Consider the following 21,374-nt stretch of genomic DNA (forward strand, 5'->3'; position numbering starts at 1 on the left):
ATTACTTCGCTTGCAGACGGAATGCGTCAATCAATTCAATAAAGTGGTCAAACAACGGCGCAGCATCGCCTGGGCCCGGGCTGGCTTCCGGGTGTCCCTGGAAGCTGAATGCGGGCTTGTCGGTGCGGTGAATGCCCTGCACGGTTTTATCGAACAACGAAATGTGTGTAACACGCAGGTTAGCGGGAAGATTGTTCTCATCGACCGCAAAACCGTGGTTCTGCGCGGTGATCATCACGCGATTGTTATCGAGATCTTTCACCGGATGGTTGCCGCCGTGGTGGCCCAGCTTCATCTTCACGGTCTTAGCCCCGCTGGCCAGCGCCAGCAGCTGATGACCCAGACAGATTCCGAACACCGGGATCTCTGTTTTCAGGAAGGCCTGAATCGCGCTGATGGCGTAGTCGCATGGCTCCGGGTCGCCAGGACCGTTAGAGAGGAAGATGCCATCCGGATTAAGCTTCAGTACTTCTTCGGCAGGCGTCTGTGCCGGAACGACGGTCAGACGACAGCCGCGATCGACCAGCATCCGCAGAATGTTGCGCTTGGCACCGTAATCGTAAGCCACCACATGGTAAGGCAGTGATTCAGCGTCGGCCTGCTCTGGCAGCCCTCCCTCCAGCGTCCAGCTGCCCTGCTGCCAGCTGTAGGTCTCAGTGGTGCAGACCTCTTTCGCCAAATCCATCCCTTTCAGTCCCGGGAACGCCTGAGCTTTTTGCAGCGCCAGCGCGGCATCCGGATTATCGCCCGCAATGATGCAGCCGTTTTGCGCACCTTTCTCACGCAGCAAGCGCGTCAGCTTGCGGGTATCGATATCGGCAATCGCCACGATGTTGTTGCGCTGCAGGTAGGCGGATAAGCCCTCTTCACTACGGAAGTTGCTGGCAATCAGCGGCAGGTCACGGATAACCAGGCCCTGCGCATGAATCTGGCTGGATTCTTCGTCGGCGGCATTGGTTCCGACATTACCGATATGGGGATAAGTGAGAGTAACGATTTGGCGGGAATAGGAAGGATCAGTGAGGATTTCTTGATAACCGGTCATTGAGGTATTGAAAACGACTTCTCCCACTGCCGACCCTGTTGCCCCGATGGCCCGACCGTGGAATTGGGTTCCGTCTTCCAGAACCAAGAGCGCTGACTTAATCAAAACATCCTCCAGGGAATAAACAGTCACAATATCTGCATATTAATTCAAAATAGCCGCCTGAATCAATGCAAAAACCGCCTGAATTGTCGATTTTTGGCAAATTGCGCGCATTCTAATGATCGCCCTGGCTATTGTCTACCCTGCGGCGGGATTTTTTCACCCTTATCTGCCTTCTGAGGAAAATAACGGGCATAAGCAGCAAAAATAGAGGAAAACTCGGTGGAATAATCGTTTGCCAGGCAGCGTAAAAGCAAAACAGATGCAGCGCGGCCTTTATTTTTGACCAAATGGTCAAAAATAGCATCCGGCAGAGCAAATAAATGAAGAAAACAGGCAAAAACAGAAGTCAGAGATAAATTTATATCGGGAAGGCACATTTCAGATAAAATTAAGGGCAATGAAAACATTGCCCCTTTTCAATCAAGCGATTATCGATTGAAACAACCACATCACGATGGTTCACAACACTTACAACATCGACAAATCCAGCACATCCCGCATGTCAAACAGGCCAGATTTCTTATCTTTCAACCATAAAGCGGACTTAACCGCGCCATTTGCAAAGGTCATACGGCTTGAAGCCTTGTGGGTTATCTCTACGCGCTCGCCAATATCTGCAAACATCGCAGTATGCTCACCGACGATGTCGCCCGCGCGTACTGTCGCAAAACCGATGCTCTGCGGCTGGCGTTCGCCGGTGTGGCCCTCACGCGTATAGACCGCATGCTCATCCAGTTTCCACTGCATCGCATCGGCAATCGCCTCACCCATCGCCAGCGCGGTTCCGGAGGGCGCATCCACTTTATGGCGGTGGTGCGCTTCAACGATCTCAATGTCCGCATACTCCCCCATCACTTTGGCAGCCTTCTCCAGCAGCTTCAGCACCAGGTTGACCCCCACGCTGAAGTTAGCGGCGAATACAATAGGGATATCTTCCGCCGCGGCCCGAATGGCCGCTTTGCCTGCTTCATCAAAACCGGTGGTGCCGATCACCATCGCTTTGCCCTGCTCACGGCAGATCGCCATATACTCCAGCGTGCCTTCCGGGCGGGTGAAGTCGACCAGCACATCAAAATCGTTAATCACCGCGCGTAAATCGTCAGCGATGATGATGCCATTTTTTCCGATGCCCGCTAATTCACCAGCGTCGCTGCCGGTCAGCGATGAGCCCGGGCGAGCCAGTGCCGCACCCAGTTCTGCGCCTTCTGCCTGCTGCGTCGCCTGAATCAGATTACGGCCCATACGGCCTGGCGCGCCCACAATAGCAATGCGGATTGTGTTCATATTTATTCATTCCTAAAACAAAACTATGCATCCAAAGCGTCATCAGGTTAACGATGAGTTAACAGTCACGCCACTATTAATCCGTGATAATAAGAATTTTATGCCAGCCGCCCGTGATTATCAGTAAAAGCAATCACCGCAGCAAATAACGACTTTTTTTGTCAGATTCAAAAAACAAAAAAGGCCGAACAGAGTCGGCCTTTTTATCAGTAATATCGCAGAGTTACTGCACGTTACGCACTTCGACACGTAACTCTTTTGGCACTTCGAAGACAATATTCTCTTCACGGCCAATCAGCTCAATTGCCGCTTCGCCGCCCAGTTCACGCAGCCGCTGGATCACCTGCTGCACCAGAATATCGGGCGCTGACGCGCCTGCGGTAACGCCAATGCAGGCCACGCCTTTTACCCACTCTTCCTGAATATCATCCGCAGAGTCGATCAGCTTCGCCAGCTTACCGGCACGCTGAGCCAGCTCAGCCAGACGGTTAGAGTTAGAGGAGTTCTTCGACCCCACCACCAGCACCACTTCCGCATCTTTAGCCAGAGTACGAACCGCTTCCTGACGGTTGGTGGTGGCGTAGCAGATATCATCTTTACGCGGCCCGATAATCGCCGGGAAGCGCTGGCGCAGAGCATCAATGATGTCAGAGGTGTCGTCCACAGAGAGCGTGGTCTGCGTCATGAAGCTCAGATTGTTTTCGTCTTTCACTGTCAGTCTGAAGACATCTTCCGGTGACTCCACCAGATACATGCCGCCATTAGGGTTGTTGTACTGCCCCATGGTGCCTTCAACTTCCGGATGACCCGCATGACCAATCAGTATTGCCTCAACGCCTTTACGGCTGGCGCGAGCCACTTCCATATGCACCTTGGTCACCAGCGGACAGGTAGCGTCAAACAGCATAGTCAGATTGCGCGCTTTGGCTTCGGCACGCACTGCCTGAGAAACACCGTGCGCAGAGAAGATCAGAATCGCGTTATCCGGCACTTCACTGATCTCTTCAATGAAGATGGCACCGCGCTCACGCAGGCTGTTTACCACGTAACGGTTATGCACCACTTCGTGACGGACATAGATTGGCGCGCCATACATCTCCAGCGCGCGCTCAACAATACTGATGGCACGATCAACGCCAGCGCAGAAGCCGCGCGGATTAGCTAACAGGATTTGCATCGTTGGCCTCCAGTGCGGGATCGATTTCCAGCACCTCTACATCAAACTGAATACGACGACCTGCCAGCGGATGGTTGAAATCCACAGTGATAGAGTCACCGGAGATTTCACGGATCACGCCAGGCATTTCACTGCCGCCCATGCCGCTGAACAGCATGATGGCTCCCACTTCCGGCTCACCCGCATCGATAAAGTCCCGACGCGAGAAATACTGGATCAGGTCAGGGCTGACGCCGCCAAAGGCGTCGTCCGGTTCCAGGGTAAACTGTTTAGTTTCACCCGCTTTCAGCCCCAGCAGTGCCTGCTCAAGTGCCGCAGAGAGGCTGCCATCACCGAGACGGAACAGCGCGGGCTTGCCGTTTGCACGGGTCGATTCCGCCGTCGAGCCATCTTCCAGCTTCAGCGTAAAATGCACCAACACCGCGCTTTCGCGCTGTACGGACTCAGTCATCACTTACCCTTTCTGTTTAGCCTTTTTGCCGTTCGGGCTGAAAAAGCCCTCCAGCACCACCAATGCAGCACCGATACAGATGCCGCAGTCAGCGATATTAAATGTAGCGAAGTGCCAGTTACCGACATAGAAATCGATAAAATCGACCACAAAGCCATGGTATGAGCGATCAAACAGATTGCCTATCGCGCCGCCGATGATCAGGGCATACGCGATGTTAGCGATCTTCTGACTGGCATGATTACGATACATCATCACGACCAGTGAGATCACGATAGCCAGCGCAATACCGGCAAAGAACCAGCGCTGCCAGCCGCCTTTGTCCGCCAGGAAACTGAACGCCGCGCCGTAGTTGTGCGCGTAGAACAGGTTCAGGTAGGGCATCAGTGGCTGGGTTTCATGCAGCATCATGTTGTTCATCACCCACTGCTTGCTGGCGAAGTCGACAACAATCACCACCAGCACCAGCCACAGCCAGCGCAATCCGGTTGATAAAATAGGTTTACGCATCAGGCAAATTCACGCTGTTCGCCGTCACCGGCTACGTTAGTGTAACAACGACCACAGACCTCAGCATGCTCAGGATTCTGTCCGACGTCGGTAGTGTAATGCCAGCAGCGCTGACATTTCTCGCCTTCCGCCTTGTGCAGCGCGATTTTCAGACCTTTCAGCAGCTCACTCTGCTGCGCTTCGTCGTTCGCCAGGGCGTAATCAGCCACCTGTGCGCCAGAGGTCAGCAGCACAAAGCGCAGCTCATTACCCAGCGCCTGCAGTTTAGCCGCCAGCTCCGGATCGGCATAGAGCGTTACCGTTGCTTCCAGTGCGCCACCGATACGTTTATCCGCACGCGCCTGCTCGATCACCTTGTTCACTTCGCCACGCACTTTCAGCAGCTCAGCCCAGTAGGCGTCATTCAGCGCTTCATCTTCAGCCAGGCCAAACAGCCCCTGATACCACTCTTCGGTAAAGACATACTGCGCACGTTCGCCTGGCAGGTAGCCCCAGATCTCATCCGCCGTAAAGGACATGATCGGTGCCATCCAGCGTACCAGCGCTTCGACGATATGCCACAGTGCGGTCTGGCAGCTGCGACGCGCCAGGCCATCGCCTTTCGCGGTGTACTGACGATCCTTGATGATGTCGAGATAGAAGCTGCCCATCTCAATTGAGCAGAACTGCATCAGACGCTGGATCACTTCGTGGAAATCGTAGTTCTCGTAAGAGGCAACGATATCGGCCTGTGCCGCCTGAGCGCGACCGACGGCCCAGCGATCCACCACCACCATCTCTTCCGGTTTCACCAGATCGGTAGCCGGGTTAAAGCCGCTGAGGTTAGCCAGCAGGAAACGCGCGGTGTTACGGATGCGGCGATAGGCATCGGCAGAACGTTTAAGGATCTCATCGGAGACCGCCATTTCGCCCGAGTAGTCGGTTGATGCCACCCACAGGCGCAGAATATCGGCGCCCAGTTTGTTCATCACATCCTGCGGCGCAACCGTGTTACCGATCGATTTCGACATCTTGCGGCCCTGACCATCTACGGTGAAACCGTGCGTCAGTACCTGACGATAAGGCGCTTTGCCCTTCATCGCCGTGGAGATCATCAGCGAGGACATAAACCAGCCGCGATGCTGATCGGACCCTTCCAGATAGAGGTCAGGCGCATGTCCGCCAAATTCCGGACGCGCATCAACCACGGAATAGCTGGTTGAACCGGAGTCAAACCAGACATCCAGCGTATCCGGCACTTTTACGTAATGATCGGCATCGTCGCCCATCAGTTCGCGCGGATCGAGATCCCACCAGGCCTGAATCCCCTCCTGCTCAACGCGCTGCGCCACTTTTTCCATCAGCGCCAGCGTGTCCGGGTGCAGCTCTTCGCTCTCTTTATGAACGAACAGGGCCATCGGTACGCCCCAGGTACGCTGACGAGAGATACACCAGTCAGGGCGGTTAGCCACCATCGATTCGATACGCGCCTGGCCCCAGTCCGGGATCCACTGTACGCCTTTGATCTCCTTCAGCGACTGCGCACGCAATCCTTTCTGATCCATGCTGATGAACCATTGCGGCGTGGCGCGGAAAATAATCGGCGTTTTATGGCGCCAGCAGTGCGGGTAGCTGTGCAGCAGTTTCTCAACGTGCAGCAGCGCGCCCTTCTCTTTCAGCAGCTCAACGATCATGTCGTTGGCTTTAAAGACGTTGACTCCATCCAGCGTCGGATAGGTGCCTGGCAGATAGCGGCCATCCGGTCCGACCGGATTGGCGGTTTCGATGCCATATTTCTGCCCGATAACATAGTCATCCGGGCCGTGGCCAGGTGCCGTGTGGACTGCACCGGTACCCGCTTCCAGGGTGACGTGATCGCCCAGTACCACCAGCGACTCAAGCGCCAGGAACGGATGCTGGAATTTCTGCAGCTCCAGCGCCGCGCCTTTGCATTCGCCCAGTACCTGCCATTCGCTGACGCCCGCGCGCTTCATCACGCTCTCGACCAGATCTTTTGCCAGGATCAGCGCGCGACCGTCGATCTGCAGCAGCTGATACTCAAATTCCGCGTTTAACGAGATGGCGCGGTTAGCCGGCAGCGTCCACGGTGTCGTCGTCCAGATCACCAGTGAAATCGGACCATTAACCTGTGCCACACCAAACGCCTGACGCACCGCGTCGGCATCAATGGCGTTGAACATCACATCAATCGACGGTGACGTTTTGTCGTAATACTCCACTTCCGCTTCTGCTAAGGCAGAACGGCAATCCAGGCACCAGTGCACGGGCTTAGCGCCTTTGTGCAGGTGGCCGTTGCCGATGATTTTACTCAGCGCACGAATGATGTTGGCTTCGGTACCGAAATCCATGGTCAGGTAAGGGCGATCCCAGTCGCCCAGCACACCCAGACGGATAAAGTCCGCCTTCTGGCCTTCAACCTGTTCCGCGGCATATTTGCGGCACGCTTCGCGGAATTCAGCAGCGGTGACTTTCTCGCCTGGCTTGCCGATCATCTGCTCAACTTTGTGTTCGATTGGCAGACCGTGACAGTCCCAGCCCGGCACATACGGCGAGTCATAACCCGCCATGCCTTTCGACTTAACGATAATGTCTTTCAGAATCTTGTTAACGGAGTGACCAATATGAATGCTGCCGTTCGCATACGGAGGGCCATCATGCAGGATAAAGGTTTTTTTCCCTTTTTTGGCTTCGCGGATGATGCCGTACAGGTTGTCGGCATACCAGCGTTGCAACATTCCCGGTTCGCGTTTGGCCAGATCGCCACGCATCGGGAATCCCGTTTCCGGCAAATTCAGGGTAGATTTATAGTCACTCATCAGATTCTCGATTCCGTTTTTCGCTCAGGTTAAAGCAGCCCAAAGAACTGCCGGGCCGTTACCACATCGTTCGCAATTTGTTCTTTCAACGCCTCCAGTGAGGCAAAGCGCTGCTCGTTTCGTATTTTCTGTTTCAGCACCACATCAATGTGACGACCATAGAGATCCATATTGATGTCGAGCAGGTGAACTTCAAGCTGCTGGCGTAAACCTTTTACGGTCGGACGGGTGCCGATATTGGCGACACCTGGCAGTGGCTCGGGCGTCAGACCCCGTACCTCCACCGCATAAACCCCTTTCACCGGCGAGACGCTGCGGCGTAAAGGGAGGTTCGCCGTGGGGAAACCCAGCGTGCGTCCCAGTGCATCACCGTGCACAACGCGGCCGGAAATAGTGAAAGGGTGACCAAGCAGCGACTGCGCCAGCGCTAAATCATCCACGGCCAGCGCCTGACGCACGGCAGTACTGCTGATTCGCTTACCACCATCACAGAAGGTTTCGGTGCTGACGACCTCAAAGCCGTACTCCGCACCGGCTTTCTGTAATAACAGGAAATCACCTTGGCGACCAGCGCCGAAGCGGAAATCATCGCCTACCGCAAGGTACTTTACGTCCAGCTTTTCGACTAACAGGTCACTGATAAAACGCTGGGCGGACAAGGCCGCAAAGCGACGGTCGAACCGCACGCACAACACTTTATCGACGCCGGCTTCCGCCATGTATCGCAGTTTTTCACGCAGACGCGTCAGACGAGCCGGCGCTTTGTCACCGGCAAACAGCTCCAGCGGCTGTGGCTCAAAAACCATGACCACCACCGGCAGATTGCGCTTACGTCCCTCTTCACACAGCCGCGACATCAGCGCCTGATGCCCACGGTGCACGCCATCGAAATTACCAATGGTCAGAACGCAGCCGCGATGCTGCTCGTTAAGATTATGAATACCGCGGATAAACTTCATGGCTGGCCCAAACCGGTGGAAATCGGCGGATTATACCCTTGAAAGCGACTCAGGTTAACCCGTCAGCACGCCTTTCATGCTTTAGGCGCTGCATTTCCTGTTGCAGAAGCGCATGTTAAGAATTTTGTCGCGAAATACTGTATTCAGCGAGGGGAAGCTGGTAGAATCCTGCGCCATCAAATACGTAACCGAGTGCCGCTCTCAGGGCGACGCTTATTTGCACAAATCCATTGACAAAATCAGGTTAGAAGGGCATAGTCCTCGGCCTTTGATTTGTCTCTATAGAACACATTTGGGAGTTGTACCTTGGCTAATATCAAATCAGCTAAGAAACGCGCCGTAACATCTGAGAAACGCCGTAAGCATAACGCTAGCCGCCGCTCTATGATGCGTACCTTCGTTAAGAAAGTATACGCGGCGATCGCTTCAGGCGACAAAGCTGCTGCGCAGAACGCATTCAATGAAATGCAACCACTCGTGGACCGTCAGGCTGCTAAAGGTCTGATCCACAAGAACAAAGCTGCACGTTATAAGTCTAACCTGACTGCACAGATCAACAAACTGGCTTAATCGCCTGTTGTTAATCGCTTTGTTAAAAAAGCCGGCGCTTACGCCGGTTTTTTTTCGTCTGTCCCCTGGCGGGGAAAGAGTTCGCTGAAGTCTGCGTGACAGAGTCGCTGCACCGCCGGATGCTGAATCATCCGCTCCGCGAAGAGTATGTGATACTCCTCTGATACCGCGTCGAGCCGCCCGACTTCATATATCCCCTCACGTTGACCCATCTCCAGCAAAGGCGCGACAAAAATCGCATTCTGTCGCGCACCAAACGCCGTCATCAGTGCCGCATCATCAAACTCACCGAGAATCTCCACCTGCACTCCCTGGGTGCTGATCCAGTTGAGGATTTTGCGCCCCAGCATGGAGCGGCGCCCCGGAATCAGCAGGGGACGCGTCTCCAGGCAGGCCGGAAAAGAGAGATCGCTGAGCGGCTGGGTTGACCAGAAGCTGATCGGGCATTCCCCCAGCTTCACCGAAAATAGCCCTTCCTGTTGGGTGGGGTCGATGGAGCAGTCAGAGATAATCATATCCAGCTTGTGCTGACTGAGCTGCTCCAGCAGCATTTCGTGGGTCGATTCAAAACAGCGCAGATGAATTTTCTCCTCTGCGACCACCGCCGTCTCCAGCACCTTGCTGACCAGCTGCTTTGAGAGCGCATCTGCCACGCCAACATCCAGTAGCAGATGAGACTCTTTGCGGTAATTCACAATATCCAGCATCTCCTGACTCAGCATAAACATGCGGTCAGCATAGCGAAAAACCAGCTGCCCCAGTTCAGTCGGTACCAGGCCCCGTCCCTGACGCCGGAAAAGCTTGCCCTGCAGGCGCTCCTCCAGTGCCTTAATCTGCCCGGTAATGGTCTGCGGCGTCAGGGAGAGTGCCTCTGCTGCCGCCGTAATTGATCCCGCACGGCAGGCGTGCCAGAAGTAGTAGAGATGATTGAAATTGAGCTGATTCATAGAAAAAAGGAGGCTTTCGCCTCCTCTCCATTAGCGCAGTTTAATTCGCAGCAGCGTATAGCCGATGACGGCTGAAAGCAGAGAGCCGGTCAGAATGCCCAGTTTAGAAAAGGTCACCAGCTGTTCATGCGCGGCATCAAAGGCCAGCGAACTGATAAAAATTGACATAGTGAAGCCAATTCCGCACAGCACACCAATCGCCATAATATCGCGTATGGTTGTGCCGTTGGGTAATACTGCCAGCCGCAGTTTTACCGCCAGCCAGCAGAAGAGCGTAATGCCTAATGGCTTACCGATTAACAGGCCGAAGATGATACCTGACGGTTCAGGCGAGAGGACATCACTCAGCGTAATGCCAGCAAGTGAGATACCAGCATTAGCAAAGGCAAACAGCGGCAGAATCATCCAGTTCACCCACGGCATCAGACCATGCGCCAGATGTTCCGCTGGAGAGTGCCCCTCTTTCTTCTCCAGAGGCACGAAAAAGCCCACAATGACGCCAGCCAGGGTTGCGTGGACGCCCGACTTCAGCACGGCGGTCCAGAGTACGATACCCACCAGTATGTAGACTGAGATTCTACGGACGTTAAAGCGGTTCAGGAGTGCCAGCACGACAATTGCGCCAGCAGCCACGCACAGGGAGAGTACTGAGAGATCACTGGTATAGAACAGAGCGATAATCACAATGGCACCCAGGTCATCAATAATCGCCAGTGCCATCAAAAAGACTTTCAGCGCAACGGGAACACGGCTGCCCAGAAGGGCCAGCACACCCAGCGCAAAAGCGATATCGGTTGCGGTGGGAATGGCCCAGCCGTTACGTGCAATCTCATCACCATGGTTGAAAAGCAGGAAGATCAGAGCGGGTAACGCCATGCCGCCTATTGCCGCGATGACCGGGAATATCGCCTTGTCACGGCTGGCAAGTTCGCCGACCATCAACTCACGCTTAACTTCCAGGCCAATAACCAGAAAGAAAAGTGCCATCAGCGCATCGTTGATCCACAACAGCAAATTTTTGCTGATATCCAGCGCCCCGAAGCGGATTTGTACCGGTTCATTCAGCAACGCCTGGTAACCCTGGGCGGTAGCGGCCGTATTGGCGAGGATCATCGCCGCGACCGCCGCCACAATCAACATCACGCCATTGCTGGCATCACTTTCAATAAAACTTTTTAGCAGATTTTTTAATTTGCGCGGCTTGTTCAACGTTCATCTTCCTGAGCAGAGACAGAATGTTAAACAGTGTAACGATTCATATAGTTCGTTAAAAGCAGCTTATACCGCGCTATATGCTCGGTTTCGCCGAGCAGTAATAGCAGTAAACGTCGACATTTTTATGAGTGCTGCGGTGAGGGAGAGATAATGCAGCCATCACAGGCAGGGGATTTAAAGTAAAAAAAAGCGGAGCCGGGGCTCTAATGCTGGTCAGTTAAGCGACAGGTGATAACGCAGTCTGGTGCCGGGCAGGGGCTGGCGGTCCTCGCGCCGCTTCGCGGTTCCTTCACTTCATTCCTCTGCCTGACGGACCGCCGGGGATGGCACATCCTGTGCCGCCCCGCCTTTCGCCCGCGTCCTGCGGGCTCTCCTGGCAGACTCATTCTGTTCAGCGCTGCGGATTGCCTGCCCCTGCCCGGCATCAGCCTGCTCTGAAATTTCAGTGTGTATTGTTAAAAAGGGCACGAGAATGGAGGCCTGAGCGCCTCTGCTGCTGAAAGGGCTATCCACAGCGCTGAGGCGTGACGGTGGGCCAGAAGTCCACGCCGGGAAGCGTGGACAGTTCGGGACCGGCCAGGGAGGGCCGATCCCCGAACGGTTCGTCGGCACGACGTCAAAGCCGAAGGTACCGCGTGAGCGGCGCGAGGACGGCCCGGCAGCAGCAGAGGTGCGCTGGCCCGCACTGCGGCTCGCTCGCCCAAAAAAAAGCTGCCACGTTTGACCGTGACAGCCTTTACAAATCTAATCTTAGCTGCTCAGCATCAGAGCCGGGGCTCCACTTTTTATCAGGCAGACTTAACGAGTCAGATCATCAAAGAATTTTTTCACGCCGTCGAAAAAGCTCTTGGAGCGTGGGCTGTTATGCTCGCCGCTCGGGCCGCCAAAACTCTCTTCCAGTTCACGCAACAGCGCTTTCTGTTTCTCATTCAGGCTGACCGGTGTTTCCACCACGACACGACACAGCAGATCGCCGACCGCGCCGCCACGCACAGATTTTACGCCACGTCCGCGCATGCGGAACAGCTTGCCGGTCTGAGTTTCTGACGGCACTTTCAGCTTCACGCGACCATCCAGGGTCGGTACTTCAATCTCACCGCCCAGCGCTGCCATCGCAAAGTTGATCGGCACTTCACAGTAAAGATTGTTCTCTTCACGCTCGAAGATCGGGTGTTTCTTCACCGAGACCTGAACGTAGAGATCGCCTGCAGGTGCGCCCTGCTCGCCCGCTTCGCCTTCGCCGCTCAGACGAATGCGATCGCCGGTGTCGACCCCTGCCGGGATTTTCACTGACAGCGTTTTCGACTTCTCAACGCGGCCATGACCATGACAGGCGTTGCACGGATCTTTAATCACCGAGCCGCGACCATGACAGGTCGGACAGGCCTGCTGAACGGTGAAGAAGCCCTGGCGCATCTGCACCTGGCCTGCACCGTGACAGGTTGAACAGGTTTGTGGCTGCGTTCCCGCTTTCGCGCCGCTGCCGTGGCAGACGTCACACTCTTCCAGCGTTGGAATGCGGATCTCTTTGGTCACGCCGCGTACCGCTTCTTCCAGCGACAGCTCCATGTTGTAGCGTAAATCGGCGCCACGGGAGGCGCGCTGACGGCGTCCACCACCAAAGATGTCACCGAACACGTCGCCAAAGATATCGCTGAAGTCTGCGCCGCCGCCACCAAAGCCGCCGCCGCCGTATCCACCGCCACCCATACCGCCCTGTTCAAAGGCTGCATGACCATATTGATCGTAGGCCGCACGCTTCTGCGCATCGGTCAGGATTTCGTACGCTTCCTTGACCTCTTTGAATTTGGCTTCGGCTTCTTTGTCACCGGGATTACGGTCCGGGTGAAATTTCATTGCCAGGCGTTTGTAAGCCTTTTTGATTTCACGCTCGTCCGCGGATTTGGCGACGCCTAAAATCTCGTAGTAATCACTCTTCGCCATGTTTATTTAGCCCTTAACATGATCGCACGGGCGTGGAGAGATCTCCTACGCCCGTGCTGGTTTCAACGGCTGTCAGGCCAACCGTCGCGCCCGGTCAGGGGCAATTATTTCTTGTTGTCTTTCACTTCTTCGAATTCAGCATCGACAACGTCGTCATCTTTCTTCGCTGACGCGTCACCGGCATCCGCTGCACCCGCCTGAGACTGCTGTGCCGCTTCCATCAGTTTGCCGGACACTTCCATCAGCGCCTGCATTTTGGCGTCGATTTCAGCTTTGTCTTCGCCTCTCAGCGCAGTTTCCAGCGCGGCCAGAGCGGCTTCGATTGGCGCTTTGTCATCAGCTGACAGTTTGTCGCCCGCTTCTTCCAGCTGCTTACGCGTGCTGTGGGCAATCTGATCGCCCTGGTTACGCGTCTGTACCAGCTCTTCGAACTTGCGGTCAGATTCAGCGTTCGCTTCCGCATCACGCACCATTTTCTGGATCTCTTCATCGCTCAGACCTGAAGAGGCTTTGATGGTGATTTTCTGCTCTTTACCGCTGTTCTTATCTTTCGCCGACACGTGCAGGATACCATCCGCATCGATGTCGAAGGTCACTTCGATCTGCGGCAGACCGCGTGGCGCGTTCTGGATACCGTCGAGGTTGAACTGGCCCAGTGACTTGTTGTCATTGGCGCGCTTACGCTCACCCTGCAGCACGTGAATGGTCACGGCTGACTGGTTATCTTCAGCAGTCGAGAAGACCTGGCTGTGCTTGGTTGGGATGGTGGTGTTCTTGCTGATCAGCGAAGTCATCACGCCACCCATGGTTTCGATACCCAGTGACAGCGGGGTAACGTCCAGCAGCAGCACGTCTTTCACGTCGCCACCCAGTACACCACCCTGAACCGCAGCACCAACCGCGACCGCTTCGTCCGGGTTCACGTCTTTACGTGGCTCTTTACCGAAGAACTCAGTCACTTTGGCCTGAACCAGTGGCATACGAGTCTGACCACCCACCAGGATAACGTCGTTGATGTCTGAAACAGACAGACCCGCATCCTGCAGCGCAACTTTCAGTGGCGCGATTGAGCGAGCAACCAGATCTTCAACCAGTGACTCCAGTTTAGAGCGGGTCACTTTGATGTTCAGGTGTTTAGGACCGGTCGCATCTGCCGTGATATATGGCAGGTTAACGTCGGTCTGCTGTGCAGAAGAAAGTTCGATTTTCGCTTTCTCTGCCGCTTCTTTCAGACGCTGCATCGCCAGTGGATCGTTGTGCAGATCGATGCCCTGGTCTTTCTTGAATTCAGCAACCAGATAGTTAATCAGGCGGCTATCGAAGTCTTCACCACCCAGGTGGGTATCACCGTTGGTCGCCAGAACTTCAAAGGTTTTTTCGCCGTCAACTTCGTCGATCTCAATGATTGAGATATCGAAGGTACCGCCACCCAGGTCATAAACCGCGATGGTGCGGTTACCCTGGCCTTTATCCAGACCGTATGCCAGTGCAGCAGCAGTCGGTTCGTTAATGATACGTTTGACTTCCAGACCTGCGATACGGCCGGCGTCTTTGGTTGCCTGACGCTGCGCATCGTTGAAGTAAGCAGGTACGGTAATAACCGCTTCAGTCACTGGCTCACCGAGGTAATCTTCGGCGGTCTTTTTCATTTTCTTCAGCACTTCAGCAGAGATCTGCGGCGGTGCCATTCTCTGACCTTTCACTTCCAGCCATGCGTCGCCGTTGTCAGCGCCGGTGATTTTGTACGGCATGATTTTAATATCACGCTGTACTTCTTCGTCCTGGAAGCGACGACCGATCAGACGCTTAATTGCGAACAGGGTATTCTGCGGGTTGGTCACTGCCTGACGTTTAGCCGGTTGACCGACCAGAATTTCGCCATCCTGTGTATACGCAATAATTGAAGGCGTGGTGCGATCGCCCTCGGCATTTTCCAGCACGCGTGCTTTAGTGCCATCCATGATCGCAACACAAGAGTTGGTTGTACCCAGGTCAATACCAATAATCTTACCCATCTAAACATCTCCCACTTAAATTCGTTGCCAATTTGGGTTGTGAACCTTTTATGTGGGCGGGTTGTTTGCATTCAACTGCCAGCACATGCTTTTTTTCCAACGTTCACAACGCTCGATGACAAGTAAATGGGGCCGCTTCGATGCGCATCAAGGGCTAAACCAAAAAAAAATTTTTACCTTTGGCCCTGTCGGGATCAAAGAACGCTGCCACAACGCTGAATATGATGCGTCGCCTTGTTCCCCTCAGGGAGCAGGACGGAATCCGTTTATTACATCAACGATCATTTTACTGCCGAGGAACTATGGCAAATTCAACGCTGGCTAACCCTGCCCCGCTGGGATTAATGGGATTTGGCATGACGACCATTTTGCTGAACCTGCACAACACGGGTCTGTTTGCCATGGACGTGGCGATTTTAGCCATGGGCATTTTTTATGGCGGGATTGCGCAGGTGCTGGCCGGTCTGCTGGAGTTTAAAAAGAACAACACTTTCGGGCTGACCGCCTTTACCTCTTACGGCATGTTCTGGTTAAGCTTTGTGGCGATTCTGCTGTTACCTGAAATGGGACTGGCAAAAGTGCCAGACGAACGTTTCCTGGGGGCCTGGCTGGCACTGTGGGGCATTTTCACGCTGTTTATGTTCGTCGGTACGCTGAAAGGTGCGCGGATGCTGCAGTTTGTTTTCGGCTCGCTCACGCTGCTGTTTCTGCTGCTGGCCGTGGCTCATCTTATGCACCTGCCGGCGCTGGTGGTCTCCGCGGGCTGGGTCGGGATACTCTGTGGTGCCAGCGCCTGCTATCTGGCGATGGGTGAAGTGCTGAACGAAACCTTTGGCCGCACCATTCTGCCGATTGGCGCGAAATCGCTTTAAGCCTGCTTTTACACATAAAAAAAGACGCGGAGCCAGGCTCCGCGTCCCCGCATTACAAAGAGTTAATCCCCTGCTGCAGGCCAGGCTCGTGGCTGACATCACGCCGCAGCCAGATCCCCGTCAGCAATCCTACCAGCGCCAGCGCCATCACATACCAGCAGGGTGCCATCACTGAGACGTTCATCAGCAGCGACACAAAGATCGGTGTCAGCCCGCCGAAGATCGCATAGGAGAGGTTGTAGGAAAATGAGAGTCCGGTAAAACGCACTTCTGCCGGAAAGGCGCGCACCATCACAAAGGGCACCACGCCGACGATACCGACGCTGAGACCCGCCACGCCATAAAGCAGGAAGAGCTGCTGTGGATAGAGGGCGGTCAGGTGATAAAACTGCCAGCTACAGATCGCCAGCAGCAGGCTGCCGACACACAGCGTACGACTGGCACCAAAGCGATCGGCCGCGAGTCCGGCAATAATGCAGCCAATGCAGAGCATCACGGTGGCGATGCTGTTGGCCTGCAGGGTCAGCGCAGGCGCGATGCCCTGCTGTTTTTGCAGCCACACCGGCGACATCAGGATCACCACCACGATGCAGGCGGAGAGCAGCCAGGTCAGCAGCATAGAGATGACAATCGACTTTTTATGCTCTGCCAGCACGGTCTTCAGCGGCAGGGTTTCCGCCAGCGCTTTACGCTGCTGCATCTCAATAAACACCGGCGTCTCATGCAGCCAGCGACGCAGGTACATCGCGACCAGCCCGAACACGCCGCCGAGGAAGAACGGGATGCGCCAGCCGCCATCATGGATCGCCTGCTGCGACATTGAGGTATTGATCAGCGTGGCTACCAGTGACCCCAGTAAAATGCCGATAGTCAGCCCGGCCGTCAGCGTGCCGCAGGCGATGCCGATACGTTTATAGGGCACGTGTTCCGCGACAAACACCCAGGCGCCCGGCACTTCACCGCCAATCGCCGCGCCCTGTAACATCCGCATCAGCAGCATCAGCAGTGGCGCAGCAATGCCAATCGTCTGCCAGGTGGGTAAAGCGCCCATCATCAGGGTCGGCAGCGCCATCAGCAGAATGCTCAGGCTGAACATCTTTTTGCGCCCGAGCTTATCGCCAAAATGCGCCATCACGATGCCGCCCAGCGGACGAGCCAGATAGCCTGCGGCAAAAATGGCAAACGTCTGCAGCTGACGCAGCCATTCTGGGATATCCGAGGGGAAAAAGAGTTCGCCAATCACGGTGGCGAAGAAGACGAAGATAATGAAGTCGTAGAATTCCAGCGCGCCGCCCAGCGCGGCCAGCGCCAGGGTCTTGTAATCCTTACCGGTCAGACGCTGAGTGTGAGTCGGATTCATAATATTCCAGAGGCAAAAGAGATAAGGTTGTAAAGATCTTATTACTATACCGTCAATCTTTTGCCACACCAGCAAGGCTATAGCTTATGCCTGAAATGGGGAATATTTAGTTATTTATCTCACGTATAGCGCTTTTAGGCCGAAATGCTGCTACTACGCTGGAATGCGTTTCGACGTAAGGCCCTTCCAGCAACTGTAAACAATAAGGTACAGATGCAAAGATGCCGTGAACTTTTACGTTGCCCTGCTCATCCTTCAGCCCTTCCAGCGTCTCTTTGATCGACTTCGGCTGACCAGGCAGATTGAGGATCAGCGACTGTTTGCGGATCACCCCGACCTGACGCGACAGAATCGCGGTCGGCACGAACTGCAGGCTAATCTGGCGCATCTGCTCACCAAAACCAGGCATTTCACGATCGGCAACGGCTAAGGTGGCATCGGGCGTGACATCGCGTCGGGCCGGGCCGGTGCCGCCGGTGGTTAACACCAGATGGCAAAAACGTTCATCGACCAGTTCGCAAATCGCCTGCTCAATCATCGGCTGCTCGTCGGGCACCAGTCGGGACTCAATCTCAAACGGGCTGCTGATTGCGCTGCCGAGCCAGCTCTCCAGCGCGGGAATACCCTGATCCTGATAAATGCCGTTCGCGGCGCGATCGGAGACCGAGATCAGGCCAATGCGTAATGTATTCATGATTAGCTTCGCTGTGATTTACCGCGGTGCGGTTGGAGTAAAAGGGGAATAGCCGAGAGGATAATATAAAGTGAAAGGGTCGGAAAAGGGAAAACCGTGGCAGCCTGCGCCGCCACGGTCAACAGATTACAGCAGTTCTGCCAGCATCTTCTCAAGTTTGCCCTGATCAACGGCAAAATTGCGGATACCTTCTGCCAGCTTCGCAACCGCCATAGGATCCTGGTTGTGCTGCCACAGGAACTCAGACTCGGTCATGCGGGCCGGACGCGCTTTCACTTCGCCGCTGTAGCTCAGTTTACGCTCCAGGGTGCCTTCGCTCTCCGCCAGCTCTTTCAGTAGCGCAGGAGAAATGGTCAGGCGGTCACAGCCAGCCAGCTCGATGATTTCGCCGACGTTACGGAAGCTGGCGCCCATCACCACGGTTTCATAGCCGTGCTGCTTGTAGTAGTTGTAGATTTCAGAAACTGAAACCACGCCTGGATCTTCGTGCGCGGCATACTCTTTCTTGTCAGTGTTGGCTTTGTACCAGTCGAGGATACGGCCAACAAACGGAGAGATCAGGAACACGCCCGCTTCAGCACAGGCACGCGCCTGAGCAAAGGAGAACAGCAGCGTCAGGTTACAGTTGATACCCTCTTTTTCCAGCTGCTCTGCAGCACGGATGCCCTGCCAGGTAGAGGCCAGTTTGATCAGGATGCGGTCGTTGCTGATACCGGCATCATTGTAGAGTTTGATCAGGCTGCGGGCTTTGGCGATGCTGCCTTCAGTGTCGTAAGAGAGACGCGCATCCACTTCCGTCGAGATGCGGCCTGGGATCAGTTTGAGGATTTCCAGACCAATGTTCACGGCCAGCTTGTCAGAAACCAGCTGCAGCTGCTCTTCTTTGTTGCTGCTCTGATCACGCGCCCAGCCGATCGCTTCATCGATCAGTTTACGGTATTCAGGAATTTGCGCGGCGTTGAGAATCAGAGAAGGGTTGGTGGTGGCGTCTTGTGGCTGATACAGCTTCATGGCTGCAATATCACCGGTGTCGGCGACGACGGTGGTGAGCTGACGCAGGGAGGTAAGTTTGTCCGTCATGTTCTTTTCTCTTAGTTAACTGTCAATGTGAAAAAAGGCTGTTGCGATAATATCACGCGGCAACGGTGGCGCAAGGTCAGGGAATGCCGTTTACGATAGCGCGAACAAATAGGTGTGATTCGTCATTCTTTGCGGCTTTTTTGGTACACTGCGAAGCCTGATAAGCAGCCAATGCCCTGTTAAACCAGGCATTAACCGAGGAAGCAACTATGTTGATGGTGATCTCTCCCGCCAAGACGCTGGATTATGAAAGCCCGCTGGCGACAACGCGTTTCACCCAGCCTGCGCTGTTAGAAAAGTCACAACAGCTGATTGAAATTGCGCGCGAGCTGTCACCCGCCAGCATCGCCTCGTTAATGGGCATCAGCGATAAACTGGCGCACCTCAATGCCGAGCGCTTTAACAGCTGGCAGCCCGATTTTTCCCCTAAGAATGCCCGTCAGGCTATCCTGGCGTTCAAAGGTGATGTCTACACCGGTTTACAGGCAGAGACCTTCAGCGATCAGGATTTCGATTTTGCTCAGCAGCACCTGCGTATGTTATCAGGCCTGTATGGCGTACTGCGTCCACTCGATTTAATGCAGCCTTACCGTCTGGAGATGGGCATTCGCCTGGCGAATCCGGCGGGCAAAGATCTCTACACCTTCTGGGGCGATCTCATCACTGAAACGCTGAATGCCGCGCTGGCGGAACAGGGCGATGAGGTGCTGATCAACCTCGCCTCGGACGAATATTTCCGGGCGGTTAAGCCGAAGACGCTGCGGGCACAGATGATTAAGCCGGTGTTCCTCGACGAGAAGAATGGCAGTTACAAAGTGATTAGCTTCTATGCCAAAAAGGCGCGTGGATTAATGAGTCGCTATGTGATTCAGCAGCGCCTGACGAAGCCGGAACAGCTTAAGGCGTTTGATCTGGATGGCTATCGTTTTAATGCAGCCAGCAGCAGCGAGAGCGAGCTGGTCTTTAAGCGCGCAGAGCAGTAACACCCCGCGCCCTCTGCTTTCCACAAACAGGCTTCCCGCAACCGGGAAGCCTTTCACAGGTTTACTTCAGCAGAAACGCCCGCAGCGAGGCGAAATCACCCTTCATCTGATGCGACAGCAGCGGCAGGTCGGCGCGCTCCGCTAACTCCGGCGGCAGCGTCAGGGTCTGTTCAAGGATCGCTTCCACACTTTCGCGGAATTTCGCCGGATGCGCGGTTCCCAGGAACACACCATACTCCCCTTCCTGCAGCTGATCGCGCAACAGACGCCAGGCGATGGCGGCATGCGGCTCGGAAATGTAGCCCATCTCAGCCAGTTCACGCATGGCGGCGCGCGTGGTCTCATCCGAGACCGCACCACAGGCCAGATCGGTTAAGCGCCAGGTTTTACGGCGGAACAGCTCTTCCACACGCGGCCAGTTATTAGGCTGGCTGACATCCATGGCATTCGACAGCGTAGAGACCGTCTGGTTTGGCTGCCACTCGCCGTTGCCCAGGAAGCGCGGCACCGTGTCGTTGGCGTTGGTGGCGGCGATAAAGCGTTTGATCGGCAGGCCCAGCGATTTCGCCAGCAGACCGGCGGTCAAATCACCAAAGTTGCCGCTCGGCACTGACACCACCAGCTGATTACGTTTTTCCTGAGGCAGCTGTGCAACCGCTTCAAAGTAGTAGCAGATCTGCGCCAGCAGGCGGCTGATGTTGATGGAGTTAGCCGAGTTCAGGCCAATCGCGCGCTTCAGCTCTTCATCATCAAACGCCTGTTTCACCAGCGACTGGCAGGCATCAAAATCGCCGTCGATAGAGATGGTTTCGATGTTGCCGCCCAGGGTACAGAAGAGTTTCTCCTGCAGCGGACTGATTTTGCCCTGCGGATAGAGGATCACCACGCGCACGTTCTTCATGCCGTAAAAGGCGTGCGCCACGGCCGCGCCGGTATCACCGGAGGTGGCGGTGAGAATGGTGATCTGCTCATCTGAGCCTGAGACATACGACAGCATCTGCGCCATAAAACGGCCGCCGAAATCTTTAAACGCCAGCGTCGGGCCGTGGAACAGCTCCAGACAGGCGATATCTTCGCTGACGGCTTTCACCGGGGCCGGAAAAGCAAAAGCGGCTTTAACACGCTCATGCAGCTGCTGGGCCGGAATCTCGTCACCAATGAAAGCCGAGAGAATTTTGCTGCTGCGGCTGACAAAATCCATCTCCAGCATCGCGTCGATGTCGGTCAGTTCAAACTCCGGCAGTTCCAGCGGAAAGAACAGACCCTGCTGCGAACCCAGACCCTGTTTCACCGCCTGGGCGAAGCTGACCTGCTCGTTGTGATCCTTAAGATTGTAGAGTTTCATGC

The 21,374-nt window shown here is 55.0% G+C and carries 19 protein-coding genes; 3 read left to right on the forward strand and 16 right to left on the reverse strand.

Annotated elements, in window-relative coordinates:
- Position 1: 1 nt before the first annotated feature.
- The 8 genes from carA to ribF form a co-directional block, all read right to left on the reverse strand.
- Positions 2-1,150, reverse strand: a complete 1,149-nt coding sequence (gene carA / locus HFD87_RS13915) for a glutamine-hydrolyzing carbamoyl-phosphate synthase small subunit (RefSeq protein WP_010253731.1) — start codon at positions 1,148-1,150, stop codon at positions 2-4.
- 128 nt (positions 1,151-1,278) lie between these two features.
- Positions 1,279-1,557 (reverse strand): hypothetical protein, encoded by a 279-nt coding sequence (locus tag HFD87_RS13920; protein WP_167423567.1) that lies wholly within the window; start codon positions 1,555-1,557, stop codon positions 1,279-1,281.
- Between the two features lie 61 nt (positions 1,558-1,618).
- On the reverse strand, positions 1,619-2,434 hold the full coding sequence (gene dapB, locus HFD87_RS13925; protein ID WP_010253726.1) for a 4-hydroxy-tetrahydrodipicolinate reductase: 816 nt from the start codon (positions 2,432-2,434) through the stop codon (positions 1,619-1,621).
- 223 nt (positions 2,435-2,657) lie between these two features.
- Complete coding sequence (gene ispH / locus HFD87_RS13930) at positions 2,658-3,611, reverse strand: 4-hydroxy-3-methylbut-2-enyl diphosphate reductase (protein ID WP_010253724.1); 954 nt, start codon at positions 3,609-3,611, stop codon at positions 2,658-2,660.
- Positions 3,592-4,062, reverse strand: coding sequence for an FKBP-type peptidyl-prolyl cis-trans isomerase (gene fkpB / locus HFD87_RS13935; RefSeq protein WP_010253720.1), 471 nt, complete (start codon positions 4,060-4,062; stop codon positions 3,592-3,594). Before fkpB ends, ispH begins: the two co-directional genes overlap by 20 nt.
- 3 nt (positions 4,063-4,065) lie before the next feature.
- A complete protein-coding gene (lspA, locus tag HFD87_RS13940) occupies positions 4,066-4,572 on the reverse strand; it encodes a signal peptidase II (protein ID WP_167423568.1) in 507 nt (168 codons plus the stop codon).
- A complete protein-coding gene (gene ileS, locus HFD87_RS13945) occupies positions 4,572-7,388 on the reverse strand; it encodes an isoleucine--tRNA ligase (protein WP_010671810.1) in 2,817 nt (938 codons plus the stop codon). Before ileS ends, lspA begins: the two co-directional genes overlap by 1 nt.
- A gap of 29 nt (positions 7,389-7,417) precedes the next feature.
- Positions 7,418-8,347, reverse strand: a complete 930-nt coding sequence (gene ribF, locus HFD87_RS13950) for a bifunctional riboflavin kinase/FAD synthetase (protein WP_010253714.1) — start codon at positions 8,345-8,347, stop codon at positions 7,418-7,420.
- Between the two features lie 306 nt (positions 8,348-8,653).
- On the opposite strand from ribF, the gene rpsT reads away from it, so the two are divergent.
- On the forward strand, positions 8,654-8,917 hold the full coding sequence (rpsT, locus tag HFD87_RS13955) for a 30S ribosomal protein S20 (protein ID WP_008925553.1): 264 nt from the start codon (positions 8,654-8,656) through the stop codon (positions 8,915-8,917).
- Positions 8,918-8,955: 38 nt separating this feature from the next.
- Here the strand turns inward: rpsT and nhaR are convergent, their stop codons facing one another.
- The 4 genes from nhaR to dnaK form a co-directional block, all read right to left on the reverse strand.
- Positions 8,956-9,864 (reverse strand): transcriptional activator NhaR, encoded by a 909-nt coding sequence (nhaR, locus tag HFD87_RS13960; RefSeq protein WP_033770947.1) that lies wholly within the window; start codon positions 9,862-9,864, stop codon positions 8,956-8,958.
- Between the two features lie 30 nt (positions 9,865-9,894).
- Positions 9,895-11,073, reverse strand: a complete 1,179-nt coding sequence (gene nhaA / locus HFD87_RS13965) for a Na+/H+ antiporter NhaA (protein ID WP_010253702.1) — start codon at positions 11,071-11,073, stop codon at positions 9,895-9,897.
- Positions 11,074-11,877: 804 nt separating this feature from the next.
- A complete protein-coding gene (gene dnaJ, locus HFD87_RS13970) occupies positions 11,878-13,023 on the reverse strand; it encodes a molecular chaperone DnaJ (protein ID WP_010253699.1) in 1,146 nt (381 codons plus the stop codon).
- A gap of 104 nt (positions 13,024-13,127) precedes the next feature.
- The gene (gene dnaK / locus HFD87_RS13975) at positions 13,128-15,038 is read right to left on the reverse strand and encodes a molecular chaperone DnaK (protein WP_010253698.1); all 1,911 of its coding nucleotides are present in this window, start codon (positions 15,036-15,038) and stop codon (positions 13,128-13,130) included.
- Positions 15,039-15,340: 302 nt separating this feature from the next.
- Here dnaK and satP point away from each other — a divergent pair, with 302 nt between their 5' ends.
- Positions 15,341-15,910: an acetate uptake transporter gene (satP, locus tag HFD87_RS13980; RefSeq protein ID WP_050680515.1), complete on the forward strand. Its 570-nt coding sequence runs from the start codon at positions 15,341-15,343 to the stop codon at positions 15,908-15,910.
- A 52-nt stretch (positions 15,911-15,962) separates the two neighbouring features.
- Here satP and HFD87_RS13985 read toward each other — a convergent pair whose 3' ends face one another.
- The 3 genes from HFD87_RS13985 to tal all read right to left on the reverse strand — a co-directional run bounded on the left by HFD87_RS13985 (position 15,963) and on the right by tal (position 19,044).
- The gene (locus tag HFD87_RS13985; protein ID WP_045140784.1) at positions 15,963-17,270 is read right to left on the reverse strand and encodes an MFS transporter; all 1,308 of its coding nucleotides are present in this window, start codon (positions 17,268-17,270) and stop codon (positions 15,963-15,965) included.
- A 106-nt stretch (positions 17,271-17,376) separates the two neighbouring features.
- A complete protein-coding gene (mog, locus tag HFD87_RS13990) occupies positions 17,377-17,964 on the reverse strand; it encodes a molybdopterin adenylyltransferase (RefSeq protein WP_010253692.1) in 588 nt (195 codons plus the stop codon).
- Between the two features lie 126 nt (positions 17,965-18,090).
- Positions 18,091-19,044, reverse strand: a complete 954-nt coding sequence (gene tal, locus HFD87_RS13995; protein WP_010253690.1) for a transaldolase — start codon at positions 19,042-19,044, stop codon at positions 18,091-18,093.
- Positions 19,045-19,253: 209 nt separating this feature from the next.
- Here tal and yaaA point away from each other — a divergent pair, with 209 nt between their 5' ends.
- On the forward strand, positions 19,254-20,027 hold the full coding sequence (gene yaaA / locus HFD87_RS14000) for a peroxide stress protein YaaA (RefSeq protein WP_167423569.1): 774 nt from the start codon (positions 19,254-19,256) through the stop codon (positions 20,025-20,027).
- Between the two features lie 61 nt (positions 20,028-20,088).
- Here yaaA and thrC read toward each other — a convergent pair whose 3' ends face one another.
- Positions 20,089-21,372, reverse strand: coding sequence for a threonine synthase (gene thrC / locus HFD87_RS14005; RefSeq protein WP_010671693.1), 1,284 nt, complete (start codon positions 21,370-21,372; stop codon positions 20,089-20,091).
- Positions 21,373-21,374 lie beyond the last annotated feature (2 nt).

It is taken from the genome of Pantoea sp. EKM21T (genome assembly GCF_011800405.1).
Classification (GTDB): Bacteria; Pseudomonadota; Gammaproteobacteria; order Enterobacterales; family Enterobacteriaceae; genus Pantoea; species Pantoea agglomerans.

Bases quoted from the DNA above. Each gene is read 5' to 3' on its own strand.
- HFD87_RS13920 (WP_167423567.1), bottom strand. From the start codon at position 1,557: ATGTTTTCATTGCCCTTAATTTTATCTGAAATGTGCCTTCCCGATATA.
- dapB (WP_010253726.1), bottom strand. From the start codon at position 2,434: ATGAACACAATCCGCATTGCTATTGTGGGCGCGCCAGGCCGTATGGGC.
- ispH (WP_010253724.1), bottom strand. From the start codon at position 3,611: ATGCAAATCCTGTTAGCTAATCCGCGCGGCTTCTGCGCTGGCGTTGAT.
- fkpB (WP_010253720.1), bottom strand. From the start codon at position 4,062: ATGACTGAGTCCGTACAGCGCGAAAGCGCGGTGTTGGTGCATTTTACG.
- lspA (WP_167423568.1), bottom strand. From the start codon at position 4,572: ATGCGTAAACCTATTTTATCAACCGGATTGCGCTGGCTGTGGCTGGTG.
- ileS (WP_010671810.1), bottom strand. From the start codon at position 7,388: ATGAGTGACTATAAATCTACCCTGAATTTGCCGGAAACGGGATTCCCG.
- ribF (WP_010253714.1), bottom strand. From the start codon at position 8,347: ATGAAGTTTATCCGCGGTATTCATAATCTTAACGAGCAGCATCGCGGC.
- nhaR (WP_033770947.1), bottom strand. From the start codon at position 9,864: ATGAATCAGCTCAATTTCAATCATCTCTACTACTTCTGGCACGCCTGC.
- dnaJ (WP_010253699.1), bottom strand. From the start codon at position 13,023: ATGGCGAAGAGTGATTACTACGAGATTTTAGGCGTCGCCAAATCCGCG.
- dnaK (WP_010253698.1), bottom strand. From the start codon at position 15,038: ATGGGTAAGATTATTGGTATTGACCTGGGTACAACCAACTCTTGTGTT.
- satP (WP_050680515.1), top strand. From the start codon at position 15,341: ATGGCAAATTCAACGCTGGCTAACCCTGCCCCGCTGGGATTAATGGGA.
- HFD87_RS13985 (WP_045140784.1), bottom strand. From the start codon at position 17,270: ATGAATCCGACTCACACTCAGCGTCTGACCGGTAAGGATTACAAGACC.
- mog (WP_010253692.1), bottom strand. From the start codon at position 17,964: ATGAATACATTACGCATTGGCCTGATCTCGGTCTCCGATCGCGCCGCG.
- tal (WP_010253690.1), bottom strand. From the start codon at position 19,044: ATGACGGACAAACTTACCTCCCTGCGTCAGCTCACCACCGTCGTCGCC.
- yaaA (WP_167423569.1), top strand. From the start codon at position 19,254: ATGTTGATGGTGATCTCTCCCGCCAAGACGCTGGATTATGAAAGCCCG.
- thrC (WP_010671693.1), bottom strand. From the start codon at position 21,372: ATGAAACTCTACAATCTTAAGGATCACAACGAGCAGGTCAGCTTCGCC.